Source organism: Paenibacillus sp. RC67, from assembly GCF_030020805.1.
GTDB lineage: Bacteria > Bacillota > Bacilli > Paenibacillales > NBRC-103111 > Paenibacillus_S.
Genome location: NZ_CP125098.1, coordinates 545808 through 564178 on the forward strand (window position 1 = coordinate 545808; position 18371 = coordinate 564178).

Annotated in this window: 22 protein-coding genes; 15 read left to right on the forward strand and 7 right to left on the reverse strand. The window is 47.7% G+C overall.

Annotated elements, in window-relative coordinates; translation table 11 throughout:
- Nucleotides 1-20 precede the first annotated feature (20 nt).
- Nucleotides 21-893 (forward strand): carbohydrate ABC transporter permease, encoded by an 873-nt coding sequence (locus QMA13_RS02480; RefSeq protein WP_282939320.1) that lies wholly within the window; start codon nt 21-23, stop codon nt 891-893.
- Nucleotides 894-1019: 126 nt separating this feature from the next.
- Here QMA13_RS02480 and QMA13_RS02485 read toward each other — a convergent pair whose 3' ends face one another.
- The 3 genes from QMA13_RS02485 to QMA13_RS02495 all read right to left on the reverse strand — a co-directional run bounded on the left by QMA13_RS02485 (nt 1020) and on the right by QMA13_RS02495 (nt 3612).
- The gene (locus QMA13_RS02485) at nt 1020-1838 is read right to left on the reverse strand and encodes an SPL family radical SAM protein (protein ID WP_282939322.1); all 819 of its coding nucleotides are present in this window, start codon (nt 1836-1838) and stop codon (nt 1020-1022) included.
- A 202-nt stretch (nt 1839-2040) separates the two neighbouring features.
- Nucleotides 2041-2442, reverse strand: a complete 402-nt coding sequence (locus QMA13_RS02490) for a PepSY domain-containing protein (RefSeq protein WP_282939324.1) — start codon at nt 2440-2442, stop codon at nt 2041-2043.
- 201 nt (nt 2443-2643) lie between these two features.
- A complete protein-coding gene (locus QMA13_RS02495; protein ID WP_282939326.1) occupies nt 2644-3612 on the reverse strand; it encodes an aldolase catalytic domain-containing protein in 969 nt (322 codons plus the stop codon).
- Between the two features lie 404 nt (nt 3613-4016).
- Between QMA13_RS02495 and QMA13_RS02500 the strand changes: the two genes are divergently transcribed.
- On the forward strand, nt 4017-4772 hold the full coding sequence (locus QMA13_RS02500) for an IclR family transcriptional regulator (protein WP_282939327.1): 756 nt from the start codon (nt 4017-4019) through the stop codon (nt 4770-4772).
- A 24-nt stretch (nt 4773-4796) separates the two neighbouring features.
- Nucleotides 4797-5303 (forward strand): NUDIX hydrolase, encoded by a 507-nt coding sequence (locus tag QMA13_RS02505; protein ID WP_282939328.1) that lies wholly within the window; start codon nt 4797-4799, stop codon nt 5301-5303.
- Between the two features lie 274 nt (nt 5304-5577).
- Here the strand turns inward: QMA13_RS02505 and QMA13_RS02510 are convergent, their stop codons facing one another.
- Nucleotides 5578-5946, reverse strand: a complete 369-nt coding sequence (locus tag QMA13_RS02510) for a DUF4870 domain-containing protein (RefSeq protein WP_481858124.1) — start codon at nt 5944-5946, stop codon at nt 5578-5580.
- Between the two features lie 150 nt (nt 5947-6096).
- On the opposite strand from QMA13_RS02510, the gene QMA13_RS02515 reads away from it, so the two are divergent.
- The 4 genes from QMA13_RS02515 (at nt 6097) to QMA13_RS02530 (ending at nt 10225) form a co-directional block, all read left to right on the forward strand.
- The gene (locus QMA13_RS02515) at nt 6097-6543 is read left to right on the forward strand and encodes a hypothetical protein (RefSeq protein WP_282939330.1); all 447 of its coding nucleotides are present in this window, start codon (nt 6097-6099) and stop codon (nt 6541-6543) included.
- A 274-nt stretch (nt 6544-6817) separates the two neighbouring features.
- The gene (locus tag QMA13_RS02520) at nt 6818-7693 is read left to right on the forward strand and encodes a cation diffusion facilitator family transporter (RefSeq protein WP_282939332.1); all 876 of its coding nucleotides are present in this window, start codon (nt 6818-6820) and stop codon (nt 7691-7693) included.
- Nucleotides 7694-7987: 294 nt separating this feature from the next.
- Nucleotides 7988-8644 carry a hypothetical protein gene (locus QMA13_RS02525; RefSeq protein WP_282939333.1) on the forward strand — a complete coding sequence of 219 codons (657 nt, stop codon included), beginning with the start codon at nt 7988-7990 and terminating at the stop codon, nt 8642-8644.
- A gap of 15 nt (nt 8645-8659) precedes the next feature.
- Nucleotides 8660-10225 (forward strand): glycoside hydrolase family 28 protein, encoded by a 1566-nt coding sequence (locus QMA13_RS02530; RefSeq protein WP_282939335.1) that lies wholly within the window; start codon nt 8660-8662, stop codon nt 10223-10225.
- A 307-nt stretch (nt 10226-10532) separates the two neighbouring features.
- Here the strand turns inward: QMA13_RS02530 and QMA13_RS02535 are convergent, their stop codons facing one another.
- Nucleotides 10533-11795 (reverse strand): BaiN/RdsA family NAD(P)/FAD-dependent oxidoreductase, encoded by a 1263-nt coding sequence (locus QMA13_RS02535; protein ID WP_282939337.1) that lies wholly within the window; start codon nt 11793-11795, stop codon nt 10533-10535.
- 229 nt (nt 11796-12024) lie between these two features.
- On the opposite strand from QMA13_RS02535, the gene QMA13_RS02540 reads away from it, so the two are divergent.
- The 8 genes from QMA13_RS02540 to QMA13_RS02575 all read left to right on the forward strand — a co-directional run bounded on the left by QMA13_RS02540 (nt 12025) and on the right by QMA13_RS02575 (nt 16842).
- Complete coding sequence (locus tag QMA13_RS02540; RefSeq protein WP_282939338.1) at nt 12025-12987, forward strand: polysaccharide deacetylase family protein; 963 nt, start codon at nt 12025-12027, stop codon at nt 12985-12987.
- Between the two features lie 48 nt (nt 12988-13035).
- The gene (locus tag QMA13_RS02545) at nt 13036-13164 is read left to right on the forward strand and encodes a hypothetical protein (RefSeq protein ID WP_282939339.1); all 129 of its coding nucleotides are present in this window, start codon (nt 13036-13038) and stop codon (nt 13162-13164) included.
- Between the two features lie 40 nt (nt 13165-13204).
- On the forward strand, nt 13205-13639 hold the full coding sequence (locus QMA13_RS02550; RefSeq protein WP_481858125.1) for a DUF3905 domain-containing protein: 435 nt from the start codon (nt 13205-13207) through the stop codon (nt 13637-13639).
- 114 nt (nt 13640-13753) lie between these two features.
- Nucleotides 13754-14188: a BrxA/BrxB family bacilliredoxin gene (locus QMA13_RS02555; RefSeq protein WP_282939341.1), complete on the forward strand. Its 435-nt coding sequence runs from the start codon at nt 13754-13756 to the stop codon at nt 14186-14188.
- A gap of 152 nt (nt 14189-14340) precedes the next feature.
- The gene (nadE, locus tag QMA13_RS02560) at nt 14341-15150 is read left to right on the forward strand and encodes an NAD(+) synthase (RefSeq protein ID WP_282939342.1); all 810 of its coding nucleotides are present in this window, start codon (nt 14341-14343) and stop codon (nt 15148-15150) included.
- 171 nt (nt 15151-15321) lie between these two features.
- Nucleotides 15322-15711, forward strand: a complete 390-nt coding sequence (gene acpS / locus QMA13_RS02565; protein ID WP_282943219.1) for a holo-ACP synthase — start codon at nt 15322-15324, stop codon at nt 15709-15711.
- Nucleotides 15712-15746: 35 nt separating this feature from the next.
- A complete protein-coding gene (locus tag QMA13_RS02570; RefSeq protein WP_282939343.1) occupies nt 15747-16259 on the forward strand; it encodes an acyl-CoA thioesterase in 513 nt (170 codons plus the stop codon).
- A gap of 61 nt (nt 16260-16320) precedes the next feature.
- Nucleotides 16321-16842 carry a DinB family protein gene (locus tag QMA13_RS02575; RefSeq protein ID WP_282939344.1) on the forward strand — a complete coding sequence of 174 codons (522 nt, stop codon included), beginning with the start codon at nt 16321-16323 and terminating at the stop codon, nt 16840-16842.
- A gap of 86 nt (nt 16843-16928) precedes the next feature.
- On the opposite strand, the gene QMA13_RS02580 is transcribed toward QMA13_RS02575, so the two are convergent.
- Together QMA13_RS02580 and QMA13_RS02585 are read right to left on the reverse strand one after the other, a co-directional pair.
- A complete protein-coding gene (locus tag QMA13_RS02580) occupies nt 16929-17693 on the reverse strand; it encodes an SIMPL domain-containing protein (protein ID WP_282939345.1) in 765 nt (254 codons plus the stop codon).
- Between the two features lie 203 nt (nt 17694-17896).
- Nucleotides 17897-18277 (reverse strand): c-type cytochrome, encoded by a 381-nt coding sequence (locus QMA13_RS02585; protein ID WP_282939346.1) that lies wholly within the window; start codon nt 18275-18277, stop codon nt 17897-17899.
- Nucleotides 18278-18371 lie beyond the last annotated feature (94 nt).

The following is an 18371-nucleotide window of genomic DNA, read 5'->3' on the forward strand; positions in this document are numbered from 1 at the left end:
ACTTCAAAGGAGGCATCCACATGGTTCAAGATAAAACAATAGCCAGCCGATTATTCGACTTTTTTAATATTTTTCTCCTTATCATCGTTTCGCTGCTTATGCTTCTGCCGTTCCTTCACGTGGTTATGGGCTCGTTTACTACAGCTGAAGAGATGGCACGCAAGCCGTTTGTATTGTTTCCTACTGAATTCACATTGAGTGCTTATCAATATATTTTATCAACGGGAACTCTCTTTAAGGCGTTGGCAGTGTCCATTGGCGTTACCGCGGGAGGTACGCTGATCAGTATGTTCCTAACGTCGTTGATGGCTTACGGGCTGACAAGAAGAGATCTCGATGGCCGTAAAACCGTTAACCTGATGATCGTGTTCACCATGCTGTTCAGCGGCGGCTTGATTCCTTCCTTCCTCGTTGTAAAAAGCATGGGTCTGGTTGACAGCTACTTGGCAATGATTTTGCCTAGTGCGATCAGCGCATTTAACCTGATCATTCTGCGCAGCTTTTTCCAAAACTTGCCGGATGGTCTGGAAGAATCCGCAAAGATTGACGGCTGCGGAGATTTCGGAATTTTGTTCAAAATCGTTCTGCCTTTGTCACTGCCATCTTTGGCCACCATTTCTTTGTTCTACGCGGTAAACTACTGGAATTCCTATTTCAGTGCTATTATGTACATTAACGATGCGTCGAAATGGCCGATTCAAGTGCTGCTGCGTCAAATTGTTATTGCAGCGAGTGGTATGGCTGCGGATACGGGCAACGACTTCATTAAGCCGCCTGAGCAAACGATCAAGATGGCTGTAATCGTTGTTTCGACCCTTCCGATTTTGATTGTATATCCATTCCTGCAAAAGTATTTCGCCAAAGGCGCTTTGGTTGGTTCTGTTAAAGGATAATCCTTCTTAGTAGGATAAAAACGAAAAAACGCTCCTGTATGCTACGGCTTGGCCGTAGTTTTACAAGGGCGTTTTTGCTGGGCTATTCATTAGCTATGTTAAATAAGACGATTGGCGGATAAACCCTCATGGCAAGAATCCCGCTTGGCTGACATAGACCCGGTTCGTAGGGAAGTGAGCCCTTAAATCGCTTAGCACACGCTGGTAGGCGCTTCGATCATACCACTCCGACATGCCTAACTGCTCGTAAATACGACGAATGCCGAGTCGTTCGGTTCGCTTTCCTAAGCTGCCGTCACCCATGAAGAAGTCATCAATACACACGCGATCTACCACTTCCGCCAGTCGTTCAGCGAACTGATCAGAGGATGGCAGCACAGGGGATATCGCAGCCTGTACATCCAGTCCTTGGTCAGTAAGCTGCTTCAATGCCTTCATTCTTGCAGCCAAAGGTGGAGCTGCAGGGGTAAAAGCCCGTCGTACCGGTTCCAGATCGGTTTCGACTGTCATGCTGATGCGTACTCGGTCCTTCATTTGGAGCAGCAGGTCTATATCCCGGGTAACAAGGGGGCTTCGTGTCTGAACGAGCAGGAAGTCCGGCTGTTCCTGCACCATGACTTCAAGCAGGGAGCGGGTGAGCTGTTCGCGATACTCAACAGGCTGGTAAGGATCCGTACTTGAAGACATGAAGATCGTCACCGGTCCTTTACGACGAGCTTTGAGCAGTTCCTTGGCCAGGAGCGCAGCAGCTCCTTCCTTAATATCGACCCAAGTACCCCAGGATTCCGCACGGAACTTGGCTACTGGCATTTCCCTCACATAACAGTATGAGCAGGAAAAAGCGCATCCCGTGTAAGGATTCAGCGTATGGCTGTATTCGGTCAAATAACCGCTGGCAGGGTTTAGTAGCTGCTTGGGAATTTTGCGGATAAGGGATGGCTGCATGAATAAACACCTCTTTACTCGAGAGTAATGGTAAATAGGATAATGAGTCGGAGCACAGTGTTATATGCTCCTTGTTCTCAAATTATAGCAAATAAGCTTTACTCACGTGAAATAACTTCCCCCGTTTGGTGGAGGTTGCATGGTAAGGGGGTTAGGCTAAAAGAAAAACCTTCCGCCATAAAAAGCGGAAGGCTTAAAAGCATTATTCCATATCTTCAACCGTTTCCATATCATTATCGGATTGTTCAACAGCAATGATTTTCCCGGTGCTGGCGTCGACTTTGACTTCCATCATTTGCGAGTGTTTGTCTTCAATGACTACGTTATAGACGACTGTTCCATCCTCAATATCAAGCATAACCTCCTGGACTTTTCCCGCTACCTTCTTCTTTGCGATGATGACGCTTTGATCTTTCGTAATCTTTGCTTGCTTCTGTAATTCAGCTTGCTCCGCTGCTGCCTCTTCATCGTAATTCATCATTTGCTCCGTCTCCGAGGGGGCGGAGCTGGCAGCTGGATTTGCTGAGGTTGGATGCGTCAAGCTCAAGCTTCCCCCGACCATTAGCGTCATGAGAGCGGCCCGTATCCACACTTTATTGTTCATCTAAGTGCCTCCTTAGTAAGCTGATCGATTTGTTGTTACTAGCTATATCATATCCACAAAATATGGGAGCAATCGGCTTAATCATCCTGAAAGGAATGGTAAAAATAGGGAGGGTTACATAGTGACCTGTGCACTGTGTGTGAATAACAGCAAAAAGACGGCCGCACCAGGCAGCCGTCTTAAGTAACTAGTTTTGCAAACTTAGTCGGAATGATGATTAGTAGGCATAACTTCCGGAGAAGTCAGCTTATCGTAGAACTCAACATACTTGTCTTTCTCTCCGCTTGCACGAAGTGCCATAGCTGCACGTGGATGCTCGTTCAATACGCCGGCGATCATGTAAGGAACGATGTATCCCCATTCCACTTTCTCACGCATAGGAATCAAGTGATTCTCGATCAGGTCAAGCACAGGACGAACTTCGTATTTTGGATTTTTCAGGTGGCTTACAAGAAGCTCAGTAGGACAGTTACCTGCCGCACGGCCCATGCCGAATACGGAAGAATCCAGGAATTGAACGCCTTTGCTAGCTCCCATGATTGTGTTGGAGAATGCCAACTGCATGTTGTTATGCATATGAAGACCCAATTGCTTCTCAGGAAGCAAACGCTGGAACTTGGCAACGAGGTAATCGATATCGCTGTAGTCCATGCTGCCGTAGGAATCTACGATGTACACAACGTCAACCGGGCTTTTGTTAATTTCCTCGAAAGCTTCGGTCAGCTCGTTCTCCATAACGTGGGACAGAGCCATAATGTTGATGCTTGTCTCATAGCCGTAGCTGTTGAATTTGCGAACCAGCTCCAGCGCTTTATCTACATCTTTGATATAAGTTGCTACGCGGATCAAATCAAGCTGGCTTTGCTCACGCGGTAAAATGTCGTTCTCGTCCACACGACCGATATCAACCAAAGCAGATAGCTTCGTATCGGTTTTGGTATGAATAACTTCCTTCAAAAAGTCCTCGTTCAAAAAGCGCCATGGGCCTGCATCGGCACCTTTAAGCAATTTGGCGGAGTTCTTATAACCGATTTCCATATATTCGACGCCAGCTTCACTTAAGCCCGCATACATATCCTGTACCATTTTCACGCTAAAATCCCAATTGTTGACGAGACCTCCGTCACGAATCGTGCAGTCCAAAATTTTGTGATTCAAATTTCTTGTCATAATCATGTGCTCCTTTTCTCTTTGTGGCGGAGTCAGCCCGGCAAAGAAACCGTACGGCGGGCGGTGCTGGCCACCTTATAATGCTTCGCTACTTCGAAGCTTTTTGGCTTTCAAGCGGTAAAGTGATATTTTCTAACCCTATCATTACACATCATTAAGTACTTTGTCAATGATAACAAAACAATGGTCAATTGACAAACATAATATGTAAATTCGGGGACTCCAAGGTAAACATTTTATTTTAAAATGTCGACCTGCTGCAATGCCGTTTCTTTTTAAGTAACGGCCGTTGACCCTTCTAAACTATAGGTGATAAAATATGGAAAATAAAACAAAACAGGGTTCCGTATTTCGAAATGCTTTAGTGCATTAATATAATGAATCGTATGGAGGCAAGGCGAACCATGGATAAAAAATACTGGGTCCCTGCGTTGGATCGGGCTCACAGTGTGCTGCACGAGATCGCCCAGGAACGGGGTAGGCTCAAGCTCAGTGATTTGTGTCAACGGACAAGTATAAGCAAGAGCACTATGTTCTCACTGCTTCAGACGATGGAGGAGCTAGGTTGGATTGAAAAGGACAAAACGGATTCGTATGGCTTGGGTGGATACTTGGGGTGGCTAGGCAGTGCGTATTTTCAGCAGTTCGATTTGATCGATCTGTTCAAGCGGGAAGCCCCAGCGATCATGAGGAAGATTGGGGAATCCGTGCAACTGGCGAAGCTGGAGGGGAAGGAGGTTGTCTACTTGGCGAAGGAGACGGCTCCGACTCCGGTACAGGTGATTTCCGGACCGGGTTCACGCTTTCCAGCTCATGCAACCGGGCTTGGGAAGATGATGCTTACAGCGCTGGATGAGGATTCTTGGATGCGATTATACCCGCCTGGAACAGCTCTGCCCCAGCTGACTCCTTATACCGAGATTTCAAGCGAGAACCTGAAGAAGCAGGTGCAGCAAGCAAAGCGAGAGGGAATTGCCTTTGATGAGCAGGAGGCTGTTATGGGGTTTTGCTGCATTGCAGCTCCAATCAAGCAACCTAGTGGAGAAATTAGCGGAGCGGTCAGTATTTCCATGCCTCTGCATGAGTGGTCAAACAAGAGGACACTAGCTGGATCATTGGCAATTACATTGGCAGAGAAACTTGCCTATGGCGGGCGTTAAATAGAGAATGAAGGGATAGACACTATGAGGCTTAAGTATAATCTTTGCTTTATCCGTGAAGGGGAGCGGTTGTTGATGCTGAACCGGCATAAATCACCCTTGCTCGGGCTCTGGAATGGAGTTGGAGGCAAGCTGGAGCCGGAGGAATCACCGTATGCGAGCGTCCTTAGGGAAGTACGCGAGGAGACAGGAATTGCATTGGCTGATGCGCATTTCGGAGGCATCGTAACGTGGGAAGTGGATGGTCATCCTAGCAGTGGGATGTATGTTTATATAGCCGATATGCCCGATGGAAGGGCTAGCGACTTCGACAAACCGGTCGAGACGGACGAGGGAATACTAGCGGTTAAGCCTATTGAGTGGGTTATTCACCCGGATAATCAGGGTATCGCGGGGCATGTCCGTCACTTCCTGCCTCCTATGCTGAACTACGAGGCAAGCAGAGAATATCGCTGCATATTCCGCCAAGGGAAACTGGTCGAATGCTTGTCTCTTCCACTGCAAGAATCGTACGCCGTAGGGGTAAATTAGTTAATCGCCTTAAATATAGTAAGCCGACTCCGTTTGTGCACGGAATCGGCTTTTTTGGCATTATGTTTGAAAGTAAGAGATGATCTAACAGTAGAACAGAAGAGGGAATGGGTGTGGGGTGGAGAAGCGATAGCGTTCGCCTTTGAAGAACGTGTTCCACCCCGAGAATAGTCATTCAAGGAACACGAGCTTCAACAGCGATCGGAATCCCATACCCAATTCCCTCCCCACGCACTAAGTATGGGATTAGACAAAGGCATTCATTTTTTTTAACTTAAGGCACTTTAATAATAGATATGCTGCCGATCACCGGAAGCGGCTTTATCTGACCGTTCGCCGCCTGAATAATCCCAATAATAACTAAAACCAGCGTAGCGAGATTAGCAATAGGCAGGAGGATCCAGCCGATAAAGGGGATGAAACCAAGCACGATATTGCAAACAATGCTGAACAGAAGCAGCACGAGTCCTTGATTGCCATGATACATAGCGAAGCGGGATTGCTTGGCGGCAAGCAGCGGAATGAAAAATATAATATAAGAGACCACTGCAATCCATTTGTTTTGATTGATATCTGCCGGGTCTGCAGGAGCAGGGGCATCCGCAGCAAAGTAGCCTTTCTCATCATCATTTATTGGGGTCAATGCTCACACCTCTTTCCTAATAGAAGGATGGTCATGCCTTATTCGTTTTGTAACCAATCTATGCGGCCGGCCCAAGACCTATGTCTATTTATATAAAAAGGAATAGTTTGGCGTGTCCGCGGGGAATATAAGGCAAACCATTTCTTTTTCATGAAAGGAACGAAACGGATGACAGGAGTACCTATCTATTTTGAGTTTGACAATGAGCAATCGGCGCAGCTGGCTCGAGAAACATTGGAGGAGCTGGGGTATCATAGCGGTTTGCACAGCGAAATGAAGCTGCCCACCTTGCACATCGAAGTGGACGGCAGCGAGCTGACATCGGCGCTCGAGATTGCTCAGGCTCATGGCGGAAGGCTGAAGGAAGTGGAGGGAGCTGGAACGGAAAGTGATACATACGCGATGGCCTATAACGAAGCCGACTATATTTCGATTCCAGCCCATTTGGTCAACGAAGACCAAGAGGAAGCGTCTACGACAAATGCCAATAGCTTTCCCGGGGTAGGGGCAGGCCAGTCGGATGAGGGCAATGGGACTCCCGTGTTTGATCCCTCCTCTGACGGCTACAATCATTTTGATGCTGGTGTACGGTTATAGGAGCTTTCGTTATACATAGTGCAATGCATGACAAAGAGCAGCGGTCTGCCGCAAGAGCGGGGGCTGCTGTTTATTTTTTTCGTGTTTCGTGCTTGAAGCAATTGAACTTAGCTGGGGTGAAAAACATTTGCCGCGGAAAACAAAGTTGCGCTGTCCCTATTTTTCGTTGCTAGGAAAACACTGTTTCTCTAGACCCACACAAGTTTCGTTTGCTATGATGGGTTTCGGTTATACAATTAGTTATTCCGAAACAAGAGCTGGAGGAGAGCGAGTTGTGGACACATACGATAATCTGAAGCAGGGTGAGAGAGGCGCATGGGTCAGTATCGTTGCTTACATTATATTATCCGCTTTTAAAATCAGCATGGGCTACATAACAGGCTCAGAGGCGCTATCTGCGGATGGTATTAACAATACTACCGACATTATAGTATCGCTTGCCGTACTTATTGGTCTGCGTATTTCCCGCAAGCCGCCCGACCACGATCATCCATACGGACATATGCGTGCAGAAACCATTGCCTCCATGGTCGCCTCCTTTATTATGTTTGCGGCAGGTATTCAGGTGCTTATTCAGGCAGGGCAGAGCTTTTTTGAAGATAAGGCACAGCCTCCGGATATGATCGCGGCATGGATTGCCTTGGTATGCGCGGTTTGCATGTGGTTCGTCTACTTATATAACAGTCGTCTTGCCCGCAAAATCAACAATCAGTCTCTGATGGCCGCAGCTTACGACAATCGGTCGGATGCACTGGTTAGTATTGGCGCAGCGATCGGTATTTTTGGAGCGCGTATGGGGATGCCTGTACTTGATGCCGTTGCCGCATTTGCGGTGGGTATTGTCATTTGCAAAACGGCTTGGGACATTTTCTATGATGCGACCCATGCGTTAACGGACGGTTTTGATGAAGAGAAGCTGACCGTGTTTCGTCAGACGGTTCGGGATACTCCCGGTGTCAAAGGAATCAAGGACATTAAGGCTCGAGTACACGGGAGCAGCGTACTGCTCGATGTCGTTGTAGAGGTTAGCGCTGAGTTGAGCGTTGAGCAAAGCCACCATATTAGCGACGAAATCGAACGACGAATGAACAAGAAGCATCATATCGAGAATGTCCATGTTCATATTGAACCGTACTCCGGCACTTGTTAATCAGCCCTCCCTTATCCATGTCCTGTCCCTAAGGATGTCGTCGCATCTGCAAGGAAATAATTGTATTTTCGACGTTAAGAGTCGTTGACGCCTATGTAGAAGGCTGTCGGCGGCTCTTTTTTGCAAAAAAGGAGCAGTGGAGCAATAAAAGTCAAGGGCAATCGGCCCAGCTGCATAAATGTCCTGTTGATGGAAAATGAAAAACATAGTATCAATAAGAAGAATAAGCTTGATCGATGAAGGAGTAATTCTCTACAAGACACGAAGGGAATGGAGCAGATGAATGTGAAAAGAATGATTTTTCGTGCGCAGCTCAGAGAGGGGCAGGAAGAGGCAGGGCTACAGCATATGCTGGAGTCACCGACAGCGAGAAGGCTTGTAGATGAAGGCGTTTTGATGACGATTGCTGCCTTCCGATGGATGCGGAACGTTTTTCTATATTATGAGTGCATTCATGAAGAGGTACACCCCGATGAAATATTCCAAGGAGCGGCTCCCTTTTTGGAGGACTGGCCTGGACAAGCCTATAAGAGACAATGGATTCCGATGGTTGATGTGTTCCATTTTAACGAGCCGGTCAGCTACGAGCATTGGATTCGCAAAGCCCCGGTAGAACGGCGGGCAGGCAGAGTCGCGCATCTGAAGCCGGAGATGATGGCCAGCTACATTTATTATCATTACCAGTTGCAAGAGGAACGTGCCTTTCTGGGAGAAAAATACGAAATCATTGCAATGCACGAAAATCTGTTATTCGGTTATCAGGAATTCCCGAAGGTCGTCGAAGAGCCAGTGGCTCCAAAAAAATTGAATACGAAAGGTACGCCCGAGAACTGGAATGATTCCCGAATGGACTTGCATTTCCAGGCTTGGGAGGACGGGCATTTGTACTTTAAGCATATAGAGCCGGTCTTTGCCTATTACTGTGGAGACGAGCATAATGAGCGCATTTAAAGGAGATGAAACGGCATGATAGTGAGCATTAGAGATTTTGGTGCTGTAGGAGACGGAGTCACTAAAGATACAGCCAGTATTCAAGCAGCGATTGATCATTGCTTTGAACAGGGTGGGGGCATGGTTGTCGTGCCTAAGGGAGAATATTTGTCTGGAACACTGATGATCAAATCGTATGTCAATCTGCATCTGGAACCGGCAGCACGCATTGTGAGCAGCATGGAGGAGCAGGATTTCGTAGCGCCAAAGACGGCTGGGGCCGAGGATTTATTTTATAGCGAAGGCCAAGGTAAGAATGCGCTGATCTGCGCACGGCACGCTGAGAAGGTATCGATCACCGGTCTTGGCACTATTGATGGTCGCGGAGAGCATTTCCTCGAGCCTGAGGATGGCGTAAGCGATTATGTTTTGCTTCCACTAGGCGGTTTTCGCCCTAAGCTGATCGACTTTGAAGGCTGTACCGATGTTCTGTTCCGGGATGTGACCCTATTCCGTGCTTCCTCTTGGGGACTTCATATGACCGGATGCAATCGGGTTAATATTAACGGGATTAAGATTTTGGGACAGCAGCGCGGTCCTAACAACGACGGTATCGATCCGGATTGCTGCAAGGATGTGCATATTTCCGACTGCCATATCGAGACAGGTGACGACTGTATCGTGGTGAAAACGACGAAGAACGGTGCGGAGCGCTACGGAGCTTGCGAGAATATAACGGTTACTAATTGTACATTGGTCACCCATGATTCCGGTGTGAAAATCGGGACGGAAACCCACGCGGATATCCGCAATATTGTCGTGCAAAACTGCGTCATCCGCAATTCCAACCGGGGTCTCGGTTTATGGGTTCGGGATGGCGCAACGGTAGAAAATATTTTGTTCTCGAACATCATTATCGAGACGAGATTGTTTAGCGATGCGGAAGAGACCCAGAGGGAGCTCCGTTGGTGGGGTAAAGGGGAGCCAATCTTTATTACGGCAGAACGCCGCAATGGCGCACAGCACGCACCGGGTAAAATCCGCAATATCCGCTTCGACCACATTATGGTGGAATCAGAGGGCGGCGTCTATCTGGAAGGCTCAGAAGAGAGCGTCATTGAGAATATCTCAATACGTGGACTCAAGCATACTATGCGAGTGAAAAGTGGCTACCCGGGTGGACTGTTCGACACTCAACCGTCGGCACGCGGCGTATTTCCGCACCATATTCCGGCCGTGTTCTGTCGTCATGCGAAGAACGTATCGTTCGACGATGTGGAGGTCGTGTGGGACGGCAAGCCGAACGAGCATTGGTCTAATGCATTGTACGGGGAGCATATTGAGCAGCTTTCTCTCAAAGGCTTCCGTGGTAAGGCAGCCAAAGAGGGCGCGAGCACCGTGGAGCTTAAAGATGTGCAGGAGCTATCTGTCGAGGGCTGCAAGGCCGAGAGCGGCACAAATACATTCCTGACATTGGAGCGGGTAAACGCCGATGAGATGTTTGTCGTCGGCAACGACTTCTCCAAGGCGAAAGAAGCAATTCGCTTCGCGGATGGGACAAGTCCTGAGTACTTCTCGGCTGCTAATCGGATGCCGAAGTAGTTAGGGAACAAGGAGTAATCTCGTGTAAGGAGCGAAAGCTTGTTTGTAACATAAGGATTGATGGAGTAACAAAAAGGATGGCACCATTGCCATCCTTTTTGATATTACAGCGTTCGATAGTAAAAACTTGTCTTAAGTGATGCTCTCAATGTTCTATATAGTCATGGAACAACCACTCAAGTGTAACTATATTCCGTCGGAAAGCTGGCATGTCCGTGTCCAACTCGCTTCTGAAAAATTAGTAAGAACACGGATAATAGACCTATTAAGACTTAGCCAAAGCCCTAGTACCTCTCACTGAAGCATCTCATGAATGTTCTTCGGCTGCACTCATACCCGCCGTATACCCCGTCGTAAAAGCCGCGGTAATGTTATAGCCGCCCGTGTAGCCATGTATATCAAGAATTTCCCCGCAAAAGAACAGGCGCGAGACGAGCTTGGACTGCATCGTTTTCGGATCGATTTCCTTTAAGTTCACTCCACCGCCAGTAACAAAAGCTTCTTCAATAGACAGAGTGCCATTCACCTCGATTGGAAAGGCCTTCAACAGCTTGGCAAGTTCCATCCAGGGCTGCTTGGGAATATTGTCATAGGTGACGTCCTCAGCAATCCCTGCTTTATTTAACAAGATGGGCAGCAGTCGCTCCGAGACGGCGCTTTTTAGCACGTTCTTAATTTGCTTCTTGGGATCTGCTTTGGACAACGAAAGCGTATGGTTGTACACTTCGTCTACACTCATCTCGGGAAATAAGTCCAATGTCATCCGCACGGTCGGGACATTGAACTGCTTCAATGCTTTGACGACAAACTGGCTGCATCGCAATACGGCGGGACCGGACAGACCGAAGTGGGTAAATATCATGTCTCCTTCATGTTCGATCAGCTTCTTCCCCTTCGGGTTCCACACCGATAAAGTAATATCGCGTAGGGACAGTCCTTGCAGCTCCTTGCTGCGGATAAAAGGCTCTTTGGACGTGATCGGTACTTCGGTTGGGTACAGCTCTGTGATTGTGTGGCCTCCCGCTTCCGCCCAAGCGTAGCCGTCTCCCGTAGAGCCTGTATGCGGTACCGATTTACCGCCGGTAGCTATAACAACGGACTCGGCCTCAATACGGCGTCCGTCCATCAGTTCAACACCCTCGACACGATCTCCGGAATAAAGCACACGACGAACCGGGCTGTTCACCCGGATATCTACGCCAAGGCTGCGAACCTTGCTTACTAACGCATCGACCACTGTCTTGGCTTTGTCAGATACCGGAAACATGCGCCCGCGGTCTTCTTCCTTAAGCCGAATGCCGAGCCCTTCGAAGAACGCCATGATATCCTTGTTGCTGAAATGCGCGAATGCGCTGTATAAGAAACGCCCGTTGCCGGGGATATGTCGAATCAGCTCGTCCAACTCTTTCGCGTTGGTTACATTGCATCTTCCGCCCCCAGAAATGCCGAGCTTGCGCCCGAGCTTATCCCCCTTATCGATCAGCAGCACCTTAGCCCCGTGGGAAGCCGCTGCAATACAGGACATGAGGCCGGAAGGGCCGCCTCCAATAACGATAACATTATAAGACATAATGATTGAAGCTCCTTGCATCCAGAATAATTTTCTAATGGCGATAAAACTTCCGCTAAACGCGTTTTTCTCATTGTACGCTTTTTACAGGCTAATGCAAAGGACCGGGGGCTTCAACAACAAGAAGCTAATTTCATTTATATCCCATTCCATCCATTAATTCCACGGGCTTTGTCTATCGGAGAAGAGCCATAATAACCTTATGATGTCGGAATTTGGAGGGATTGTCATGAAGCAAGGGAACGGTCTGATGTGGTCTATTTTAGCTGGATGCATTGTATTTTCATTGATTTGGACCGTAGGGCTGCCGTATCTTGCCTCAAATACGTATCACAGCTCTAATGAAGGATACACGGCGGAGCACACTACCCATACGACACCGTCATCGTCCGAGCTTTTACTGACTGAACCTGCGGCAATTCCACAACAAGATTACGAGGATAAAGAAGATGAACGCGTAACAACGAAGCTTAAACTAAAAGGGAGTTACACTGAACCGCTGGAGCATAAGGTGGAGATCCCGGTAAATCAGGTTAAGGATAAGGCCGGGAAGCCGAGAAAAGTGGCTTATTTGACATTTGATGACGGCCCGTCTCGCAATACAGAGCGGATTTTACAAATTTTAAGTGAACATGATGTGAAGGCAACCTTTTTTGTAACCGGACACGCTGCTGAAAAATACCTTGCGCCGCTTAAGCATACTGTGCAATTAGGGCATACGCTGGGCAATCATACGTTTTCACATAACTACCAGCGTATTTATGCCTCAGTGGAAGCTTTTAAAGCGGATGCAGACAAGCTGAGCCGATTTCTACGAGAAAAGGTAGGGATAGAATCCGATTTGATCCGTTTTCCTGGTGGGTCGAATAATCGGCTAAGCTGGCGGTTCGGAGGTCGAAGCGTGATGAATGCTATTACCCGGGAAATGTCGAAAAATGGATATCAATATTTTGACTGGAATGTCAGTTCTACCGACGCAGCTGCCGTTGTACAACCTAAAGAGGAAATTGTTAATGCTGTTAAAGGCAACAGCGCCGGCAAAAATCAGATTATTGTGCTCATGCACGACATGGACGTTAAAACTACGACGGTTGAAGCGCTCCCCGAGGTCATAGCTTATTTGAAGCAGCAAGGCTATCAATTTCAGGTACTTAGCAAGCAGTCGTTCACGTTCCAATTTTTGAAGCTTTGAGTTAATTCCATGCGAGGAAGCATAATAAAAGGGAAGGGAGTGGTAACAATGGCGAAGAATCGAACAATCAACTCTAAAGAACAGCAAATTCAATCGCAACAAAACAATAGCCCTGAAGCGGCAAATGAAGAGATACGAGATAAAAAGCTGGATGGCCCAAACCGTCCTTCGGTTTAGAAACCTTATTTAGGATGCAGAAGTAAAGGAGTGGTCAAGCGTGAGTTCAAATGACAAAGAAAAGCCTAATCCTAGTCGTCCCGTTTCTGCACAGTCAGGAGATCAAAGTGAACTGGACCCTTTTGAGATTAACTTTTTGCCTCAATTCCTGGAGGGGAGAGGGCCGAGAGATCCCTTTGTGAACTCTCAGGGTGTTGTAATCGGGGATCATGACTATGAATCAGATGAGTCTCCATTGGAAAATTGGTCGAAGGAAGTGGATCCTGCTGTCATGTCGGGTGACGAGTGGGTGCATCCATTCAAGGATATTGGGTTCCAGACTGAGGAGAACAAGGATTATTTCGAGAAGGGCATCGTCCCGCAAACCGGTAATTTTGCCCACCCGGATAAAAATGTGGCTTACCCGGTCTATACTACTCCTTTGGGCAGCGAGACAGAGAGCAGCGAGCAAGTGAACACGGATAAATCAGAATAACCATAAATGAATGCTCAAACTTTTATTCAGGTACTTTGCTTTCCTACCTTACCGATGTATAATGAGACATACGAAAGTTTGTAAATCCTTATGTAGGTAAAGGAGTGGAAGTAAATGTCCATGTCATTTGAGTCATACATGAAAGATATGGTTCAACCGATGAGAGATGAGTTGACTCGTCACGGAATCACTGAACTGCGCACGCCTGAAGAGGTTGTGGAAAACATCGAGAATTCCAAGGGCACTGCTCTTCTTGTTATTAACTCTGTATGCGGCTGTGCTGCCGGTCAATGTAGACCAGGCGTAGCTCAAGCGCTGCAGAACGCAGTGAAGCCCGACCAATTGTTCACGGTATTCGCTGGTCAGGATAAAGAAGCGACAGCTAAGGCGCGCGAATATTTGGCACCTTATCCTCCGTCTTCCCCGTCCATCGCTCTTCTGAAAGACGGTGAATTGGTTCATTTCATCCAACGTCATCAAATCGAAGACCGTTCGGCGGATATGATCGCTAATGATTTGATCAGTGCATTTGAGCAATACTGTAAATAAGAAGCTTTCCCAAAAAGCTCCCTTCGGTACCGGAACCATTAGCGGCCGATGGGAGTTTTTTGTAGGTCCAATTTCAACGACGTTTAGTTCTTGCAATCTGAATACAGTTCACTATACTTATAGGAAACAGAGAGTGGAGAGGTGTATAAACGATGAGCATACAGCAGGAAATTATCGCAAAGCTGGGCGTAAAGCCGGAAATCAATGTGGATGAAGAAATCCGCAAACGCGTCGATTTTTTGAAAGAGTACATAGTATCATCGGGTGTCCGTGGTCTCTTGATCGCCATCAGCGGCGGAATTGATAGTGCCGTAGCCACAGGACTCTGCATTCGGGCCACAGATGAGCTAACACAAGAAAAAGGCAAGGAATACAAAACACTGGGTGTGTTCCAGCCTTATGGAGTGCAAGAGGATATTGCGGACAGCTACGCTGTAGCTGAAGCATTCAAGCTAAAATATCGGATTGAAACCAATATCGAGGAAGCCGTCAACGAGATTGCGCTGGAAGCAGAGCATGGCTTGAAGTCCATTGGGGAGCATCGTCATCTAAGCCGCGAAGGCAAAGGAAACGTGAAGGCCAGAACTCGCATGGTCATGCAGTATGCGCTGGCATTTGAACTGAATCTGCTTGTCGTCGGAACGGATCATGCATCTGAAGCGATTACCGGCTTCTATACCAAATACGGTGACGGAGCGGTGGACATTACTCCTCTTAGCTCGTTGAATAAACGTCAAGTGCGGCAGCTTGCCGCAGCTCTCGGCGTACCTCAAAGCGTTCTGGACAAAGCTCCGACGGCAGGCTTGTGGGAAGGTCAAACCGACGAGAAAGAGCTTGGCATCACTTACGAAGCCAACAGCAACTATCTGGAAGGTAAGGAAATCGATCCCGCCGCGAAGGAAAAGCTCGAGAAGCATTATCTGAAGACAGAGCACAAACGTTCTCAGATTCCTGGGATTTAATACGTAACAGGCCGAGCTGCTGCTCGGTCTGTTTTATTAAAACGGACAAGTCACCGCTGGTAAACTTGTCTTGCGTTTGGAATGCATATTGGATACGATGGGATTAAATACCCGGGAAGCCCATACGATAAGGGGCCTCATAAAGCCGGACTGGAAAAGGACGCTTTACTGATGATTATTGGAATTGGCACGGATTTGCTCGACATCGCAAGAGTGAAGAGCATCCTGGCGAGTACGGCTGGCGAGCGATTTATGCAGCGAATACTAACCGAGGCCGAGAGAGAGCTCGCGGCTCAGCGCAAGGGGAGATTAGCCGAATTTGTAGCAGGCCGGTTTGCCGCCAAAGAAGCCGTCAGCAAGGCGTTAGGCTGCGGTATCGGCAAGCAGGTGTCGCTGCAGGATATGGAAGTGCTGCCCGACGCTTTGGGCAAACCGGTATGCCGCGTATCGGAAGAGGCCATTCAAAGGCTGCAGCTCCCAATCGGAACTGTAATCCATCTGAGTATAACGCATACGGAGACAATGGCTATGGCTTATGCGGTAGTTGAAACAGCCAATTAAAGAAGAACCGTTTATACGCATTAGGAGGAAAGCTAATGGAGCAGCGATTTGTTAAGGAATCGAGAACGTACAAGACATCAAGAATATTTCCCACGGATGTCAACAACCACAACACACTATTCGGAGGCAAGTTAATGGCCTACATTGACGATATCGCCTCGATTTCCGCATCTAAGCACTGCCGAAGATCGGTAGTAACGGCCTCTACCGACTCCGTCGACTTTTTGTCGCCGATTCGTCCAACGGATTCAGTCTGTTTGGAGTCTTTTGTAACCTGGACAGGGAAGAGCTCGATGGAAGTATTCGTGAAGGTCATCACCGAGGATTTGCAGTCGGGAGAAAGAACGATTGCAGCCACGTCGTTCCTCACGTTCGTCGCTATGGATGAGAACAAAAGGCCAATTCAGGTGCCTAAGGTGATCCCGGAGACCGAAGAAGAGCGCCGTTTGAATCAAACGGCTACAAGACGAGCCGAAATGCGCAAAGCGCGCAGGGAAGAAAGCAAGGAGTTTTCCGATCATTTAATTACACGCTTCCCATGGGAATAAGGGTATTAAGTTCAATAGCCTGCTAATTCGAAAAATTTATTGAGGGAAAGGCGGTATTGAGATGAACCTGAGGCCAGCTTCAAATGAGTACGCTCCTTATTTCGGAACCTATATTAAGCTCGTTCCAGATGAGGGTGATTTGATCCGAATTTTGAAAAGTCAGCTTGACCATACCTATGCTATCTTGAGCGATTTAACGGAAGAACAAGGGAACTATCGCTATGCAGAAGGAAAATGGAGTGTCAAAGAAGTACTGGGACATATTACGGACAACGAACGGATTATGAGCTATAGACTGCTTAGGATTGCAAGAGGAGATAAGACGCCGCTGCCTGGTTACGACCAAGATACGATGATGGAAGGTGCACCATTCGATCACTGCTCCGTAGCTTTCCTGCTTGAGGATTACAAAGCTGTTCGTCAAGCCACTCTTACCCTGTTAAGTGCACTTACAGAGGAAGCGTGGATAAGACAAGGAACTGCGAGCGACAGTGTGTTCTCCGCAAGGGCGTTGGCTTGCGTCATCATCGGTCATGAGCTGCACCATCTCCGAGTGCTTCAAGAGCGTTATGGGATAAACTAACATAAGCAAATAAAAATCTCTCACAGCCGTCTGAACGGATAGTGAGAGATTTATTATTCCATCTATAATAATTAAAAAATTCGTAATTAAAATTCGTACTGAACGCTAAGACTTGTTGTAATGGTCAACTCTCCAGGTGCAATGGACGTTGGTGTAGAAGCGGAATCCGCTGTCTTCATAAGCATCGGGCTGTATTCACGGCGAATAGGGTTAGCAGAGCTTCCGTTTTGAACCACGTTGACAACGCCTTTCACTTCTTTGCCGATAGTTTTGGCAATGGCTTTAGCTTTGGCTTCGGCATTTTTCATCGCGGAGTCAATGGCTTGGATCTCATAGTCCTGACGCTTTTCGGTATCGAATTGAACGCCGTTAATTTGGTTGGCTCCAGCAGCGGATGCCGCATCTAGGAAAGCCCCTACTTTTTCGATATCACGATAAGTGACTTGGACCATTTGGGTTGCAGAGTATCCGGTGATTTTCGGTTCCTTATCCGAATAGCTGTAAACCGGCTGCACGGAGAATCCGGACGTTTTCACGTCTTTCTTATCGAGTTTGTACGTATCGTACAGCATGGTAGTCAGGCTTGCGAAGCTCTCCGCGTTCAGCGTTTGGGCTTCACTTGCGGTGTTGGCTTTGGTCATAACTCCCAAATTGATATAGGCCACGTCTGGAGTCACCTTGATCTCGCCTTCGCCTCCAACGGTAATAGTTTTGCTGTAGGCAGGGCTTACTTGCTCCGCATAGGCAGGCGTGACACCAGCCGGGTGAAGAGATGTGAAGTACGTCAAACCGGTTAACAAAGTGACTGTAGCAACTCCGATAATGAGCTTGTTTTTGACTGTCGATTTCATGTTATTCCCCCGATTACCAAAATGTTGTTTCACTTCTAAAAACGGAAATGTTCTGTGAAATGTTGCAGACAAATGAATAGGAAGCAATATATTTTTATTTAATAGCATGTAAAAAACAAAAACATCTGCTGCACGATAGAATCGTATTGCGGATGTTTGTTCGGTTATACAGTTGTTACCAGCTATGTAAGTGGGTCTATGCGTTATTTTTTTGCTGCAAGCCATTCGGCTAATGCTTCGGTTTCCTCCGGTTTCAATTTAGTGCCGAAGCCCGGCATGCCGTTGCCGCCACTAATAATTTGCTTGCTGATTTGCTCTTTGGTCAGCTTCCCGCCGATTTTTTGCAGATTGGTCGTAGGACCGACCTTGCCTTCGAGATTATTGCCATGGCACGAAATGCAGCTTTGCTTGTAGAGTGCTTGTACCTGCTCCGGTGCGCTTGTCAGCGCTTCGCCCTGGCTTGCCGCTTTATTGCTGCCTCCGAAAGGCTCCCCGCCCTGCTTGGCGGAGCTGCCACAGCCGGCTAATGTTGCTACGATTAGCAAAGAAATGGCCCAACTGAGCCCAAGAGATAATTTCCTCATCCGGTTATCCCCCTCCCGAGTGGTTTAATCTAATGACGGAAGCCGTCCGTTGAACGCTCTTATCGGTTGAAATCAATGGAAAAGGGCGTGCTTA

What these genes read in the sequence shown, in the direction of transcription:
- QMA13_RS02480 (WP_282939320.1), top strand. Translation starts at nt 21, where the DNA reads ATGGTTCAAGATAAAACAATAGCCAGCCGATTATTCGACTTTTTTAAT.
- QMA13_RS02485 (WP_282939322.1), bottom strand. Translation starts at nt 1,838, where the DNA reads ATGCAGCCATCCCTTATCCGCAAAATTCCCAAGCAGCTACTAAACCCT.
- QMA13_RS02490 (WP_282939324.1), bottom strand. Translation starts at nt 2,442, where the DNA reads ATGAACAATAAAGTGTGGATACGGGCCGCTCTCATGACGCTAATGGTC.
- QMA13_RS02495 (WP_282939326.1), bottom strand. Translation starts at nt 3,612, where the DNA reads ATGACAAGAAATTTGAATCACAAAATTTTGGACTGCACGATTCGTGAC.
- QMA13_RS02500 (WP_282939327.1), top strand. Translation starts at nt 4,017, where the DNA reads ATGGATAAAAAATACTGGGTCCCTGCGTTGGATCGGGCTCACAGTGTG.
- QMA13_RS02505 (WP_282939328.1), top strand. Translation starts at nt 4,797, where the DNA reads ATGAGGCTTAAGTATAATCTTTGCTTTATCCGTGAAGGGGAGCGGTTG.
- QMA13_RS02515 (WP_282939330.1), top strand. Translation starts at nt 6,097, where the DNA reads ATGAAAGGAACGAAACGGATGACAGGAGTACCTATCTATTTTGAGTTT.
- QMA13_RS02525 (WP_282939333.1), top strand. Translation starts at nt 7,988, where the DNA reads ATGATTTTTCGTGCGCAGCTCAGAGAGGGGCAGGAAGAGGCAGGGCTA.
- QMA13_RS02530 (WP_282939335.1), top strand. Translation starts at nt 8,660, where the DNA reads ATGATAGTGAGCATTAGAGATTTTGGTGCTGTAGGAGACGGAGTCACT.
- QMA13_RS02535 (WP_282939337.1), bottom strand. Translation starts at nt 11,795, where the DNA reads ATGTCTTATAATGTTATCGTTATTGGAGGCGGCCCTTCCGGCCTCATG.
- QMA13_RS02540 (WP_282939338.1), top strand. Translation starts at nt 12,025, where the DNA reads ATGAAGCAAGGGAACGGTCTGATGTGGTCTATTTTAGCTGGATGCATT.
- QMA13_RS02545 (WP_282939339.1), top strand. Translation starts at nt 13,036, where the DNA reads ATGGCGAAGAATCGAACAATCAACTCTAAAGAACAGCAAATTCAATCG.
- QMA13_RS02555 (WP_282939341.1), top strand. Translation starts at nt 13,754, where the DNA reads ATGTCCATGTCATTTGAGTCATACATGAAAGATATGGTTCAACCGATG.
- nadE (WP_282939342.1), top strand. Translation starts at nt 14,341, where the DNA reads ATGAGCATACAGCAGGAAATTATCGCAAAGCTGGGCGTAAAGCCGGAA.
- acpS (WP_282943219.1), top strand. Translation starts at nt 15,322, where the DNA reads ATGATTATTGGAATTGGCACGGATTTGCTCGACATCGCAAGAGTGAAG.
- QMA13_RS02570 (WP_282939343.1), top strand. Translation starts at nt 15,747, where the DNA reads ATGGAGCAGCGATTTGTTAAGGAATCGAGAACGTACAAGACATCAAGA.
- QMA13_RS02575 (WP_282939344.1), top strand. Translation starts at nt 16,321, where the DNA reads ATGAACCTGAGGCCAGCTTCAAATGAGTACGCTCCTTATTTCGGAACC.
- QMA13_RS02580 (WP_282939345.1), bottom strand. Translation starts at nt 17,693, where the DNA reads ATGAAATCGACAGTCAAAAACAAGCTCATTATCGGAGTTGCTACAGTC.
- QMA13_RS02585 (WP_282939346.1), bottom strand. Translation starts at nt 18,277, where the DNA reads ATGAGGAAATTATCTCTTGGGCTCAGTTGGGCCATTTCTTTGCTAATC.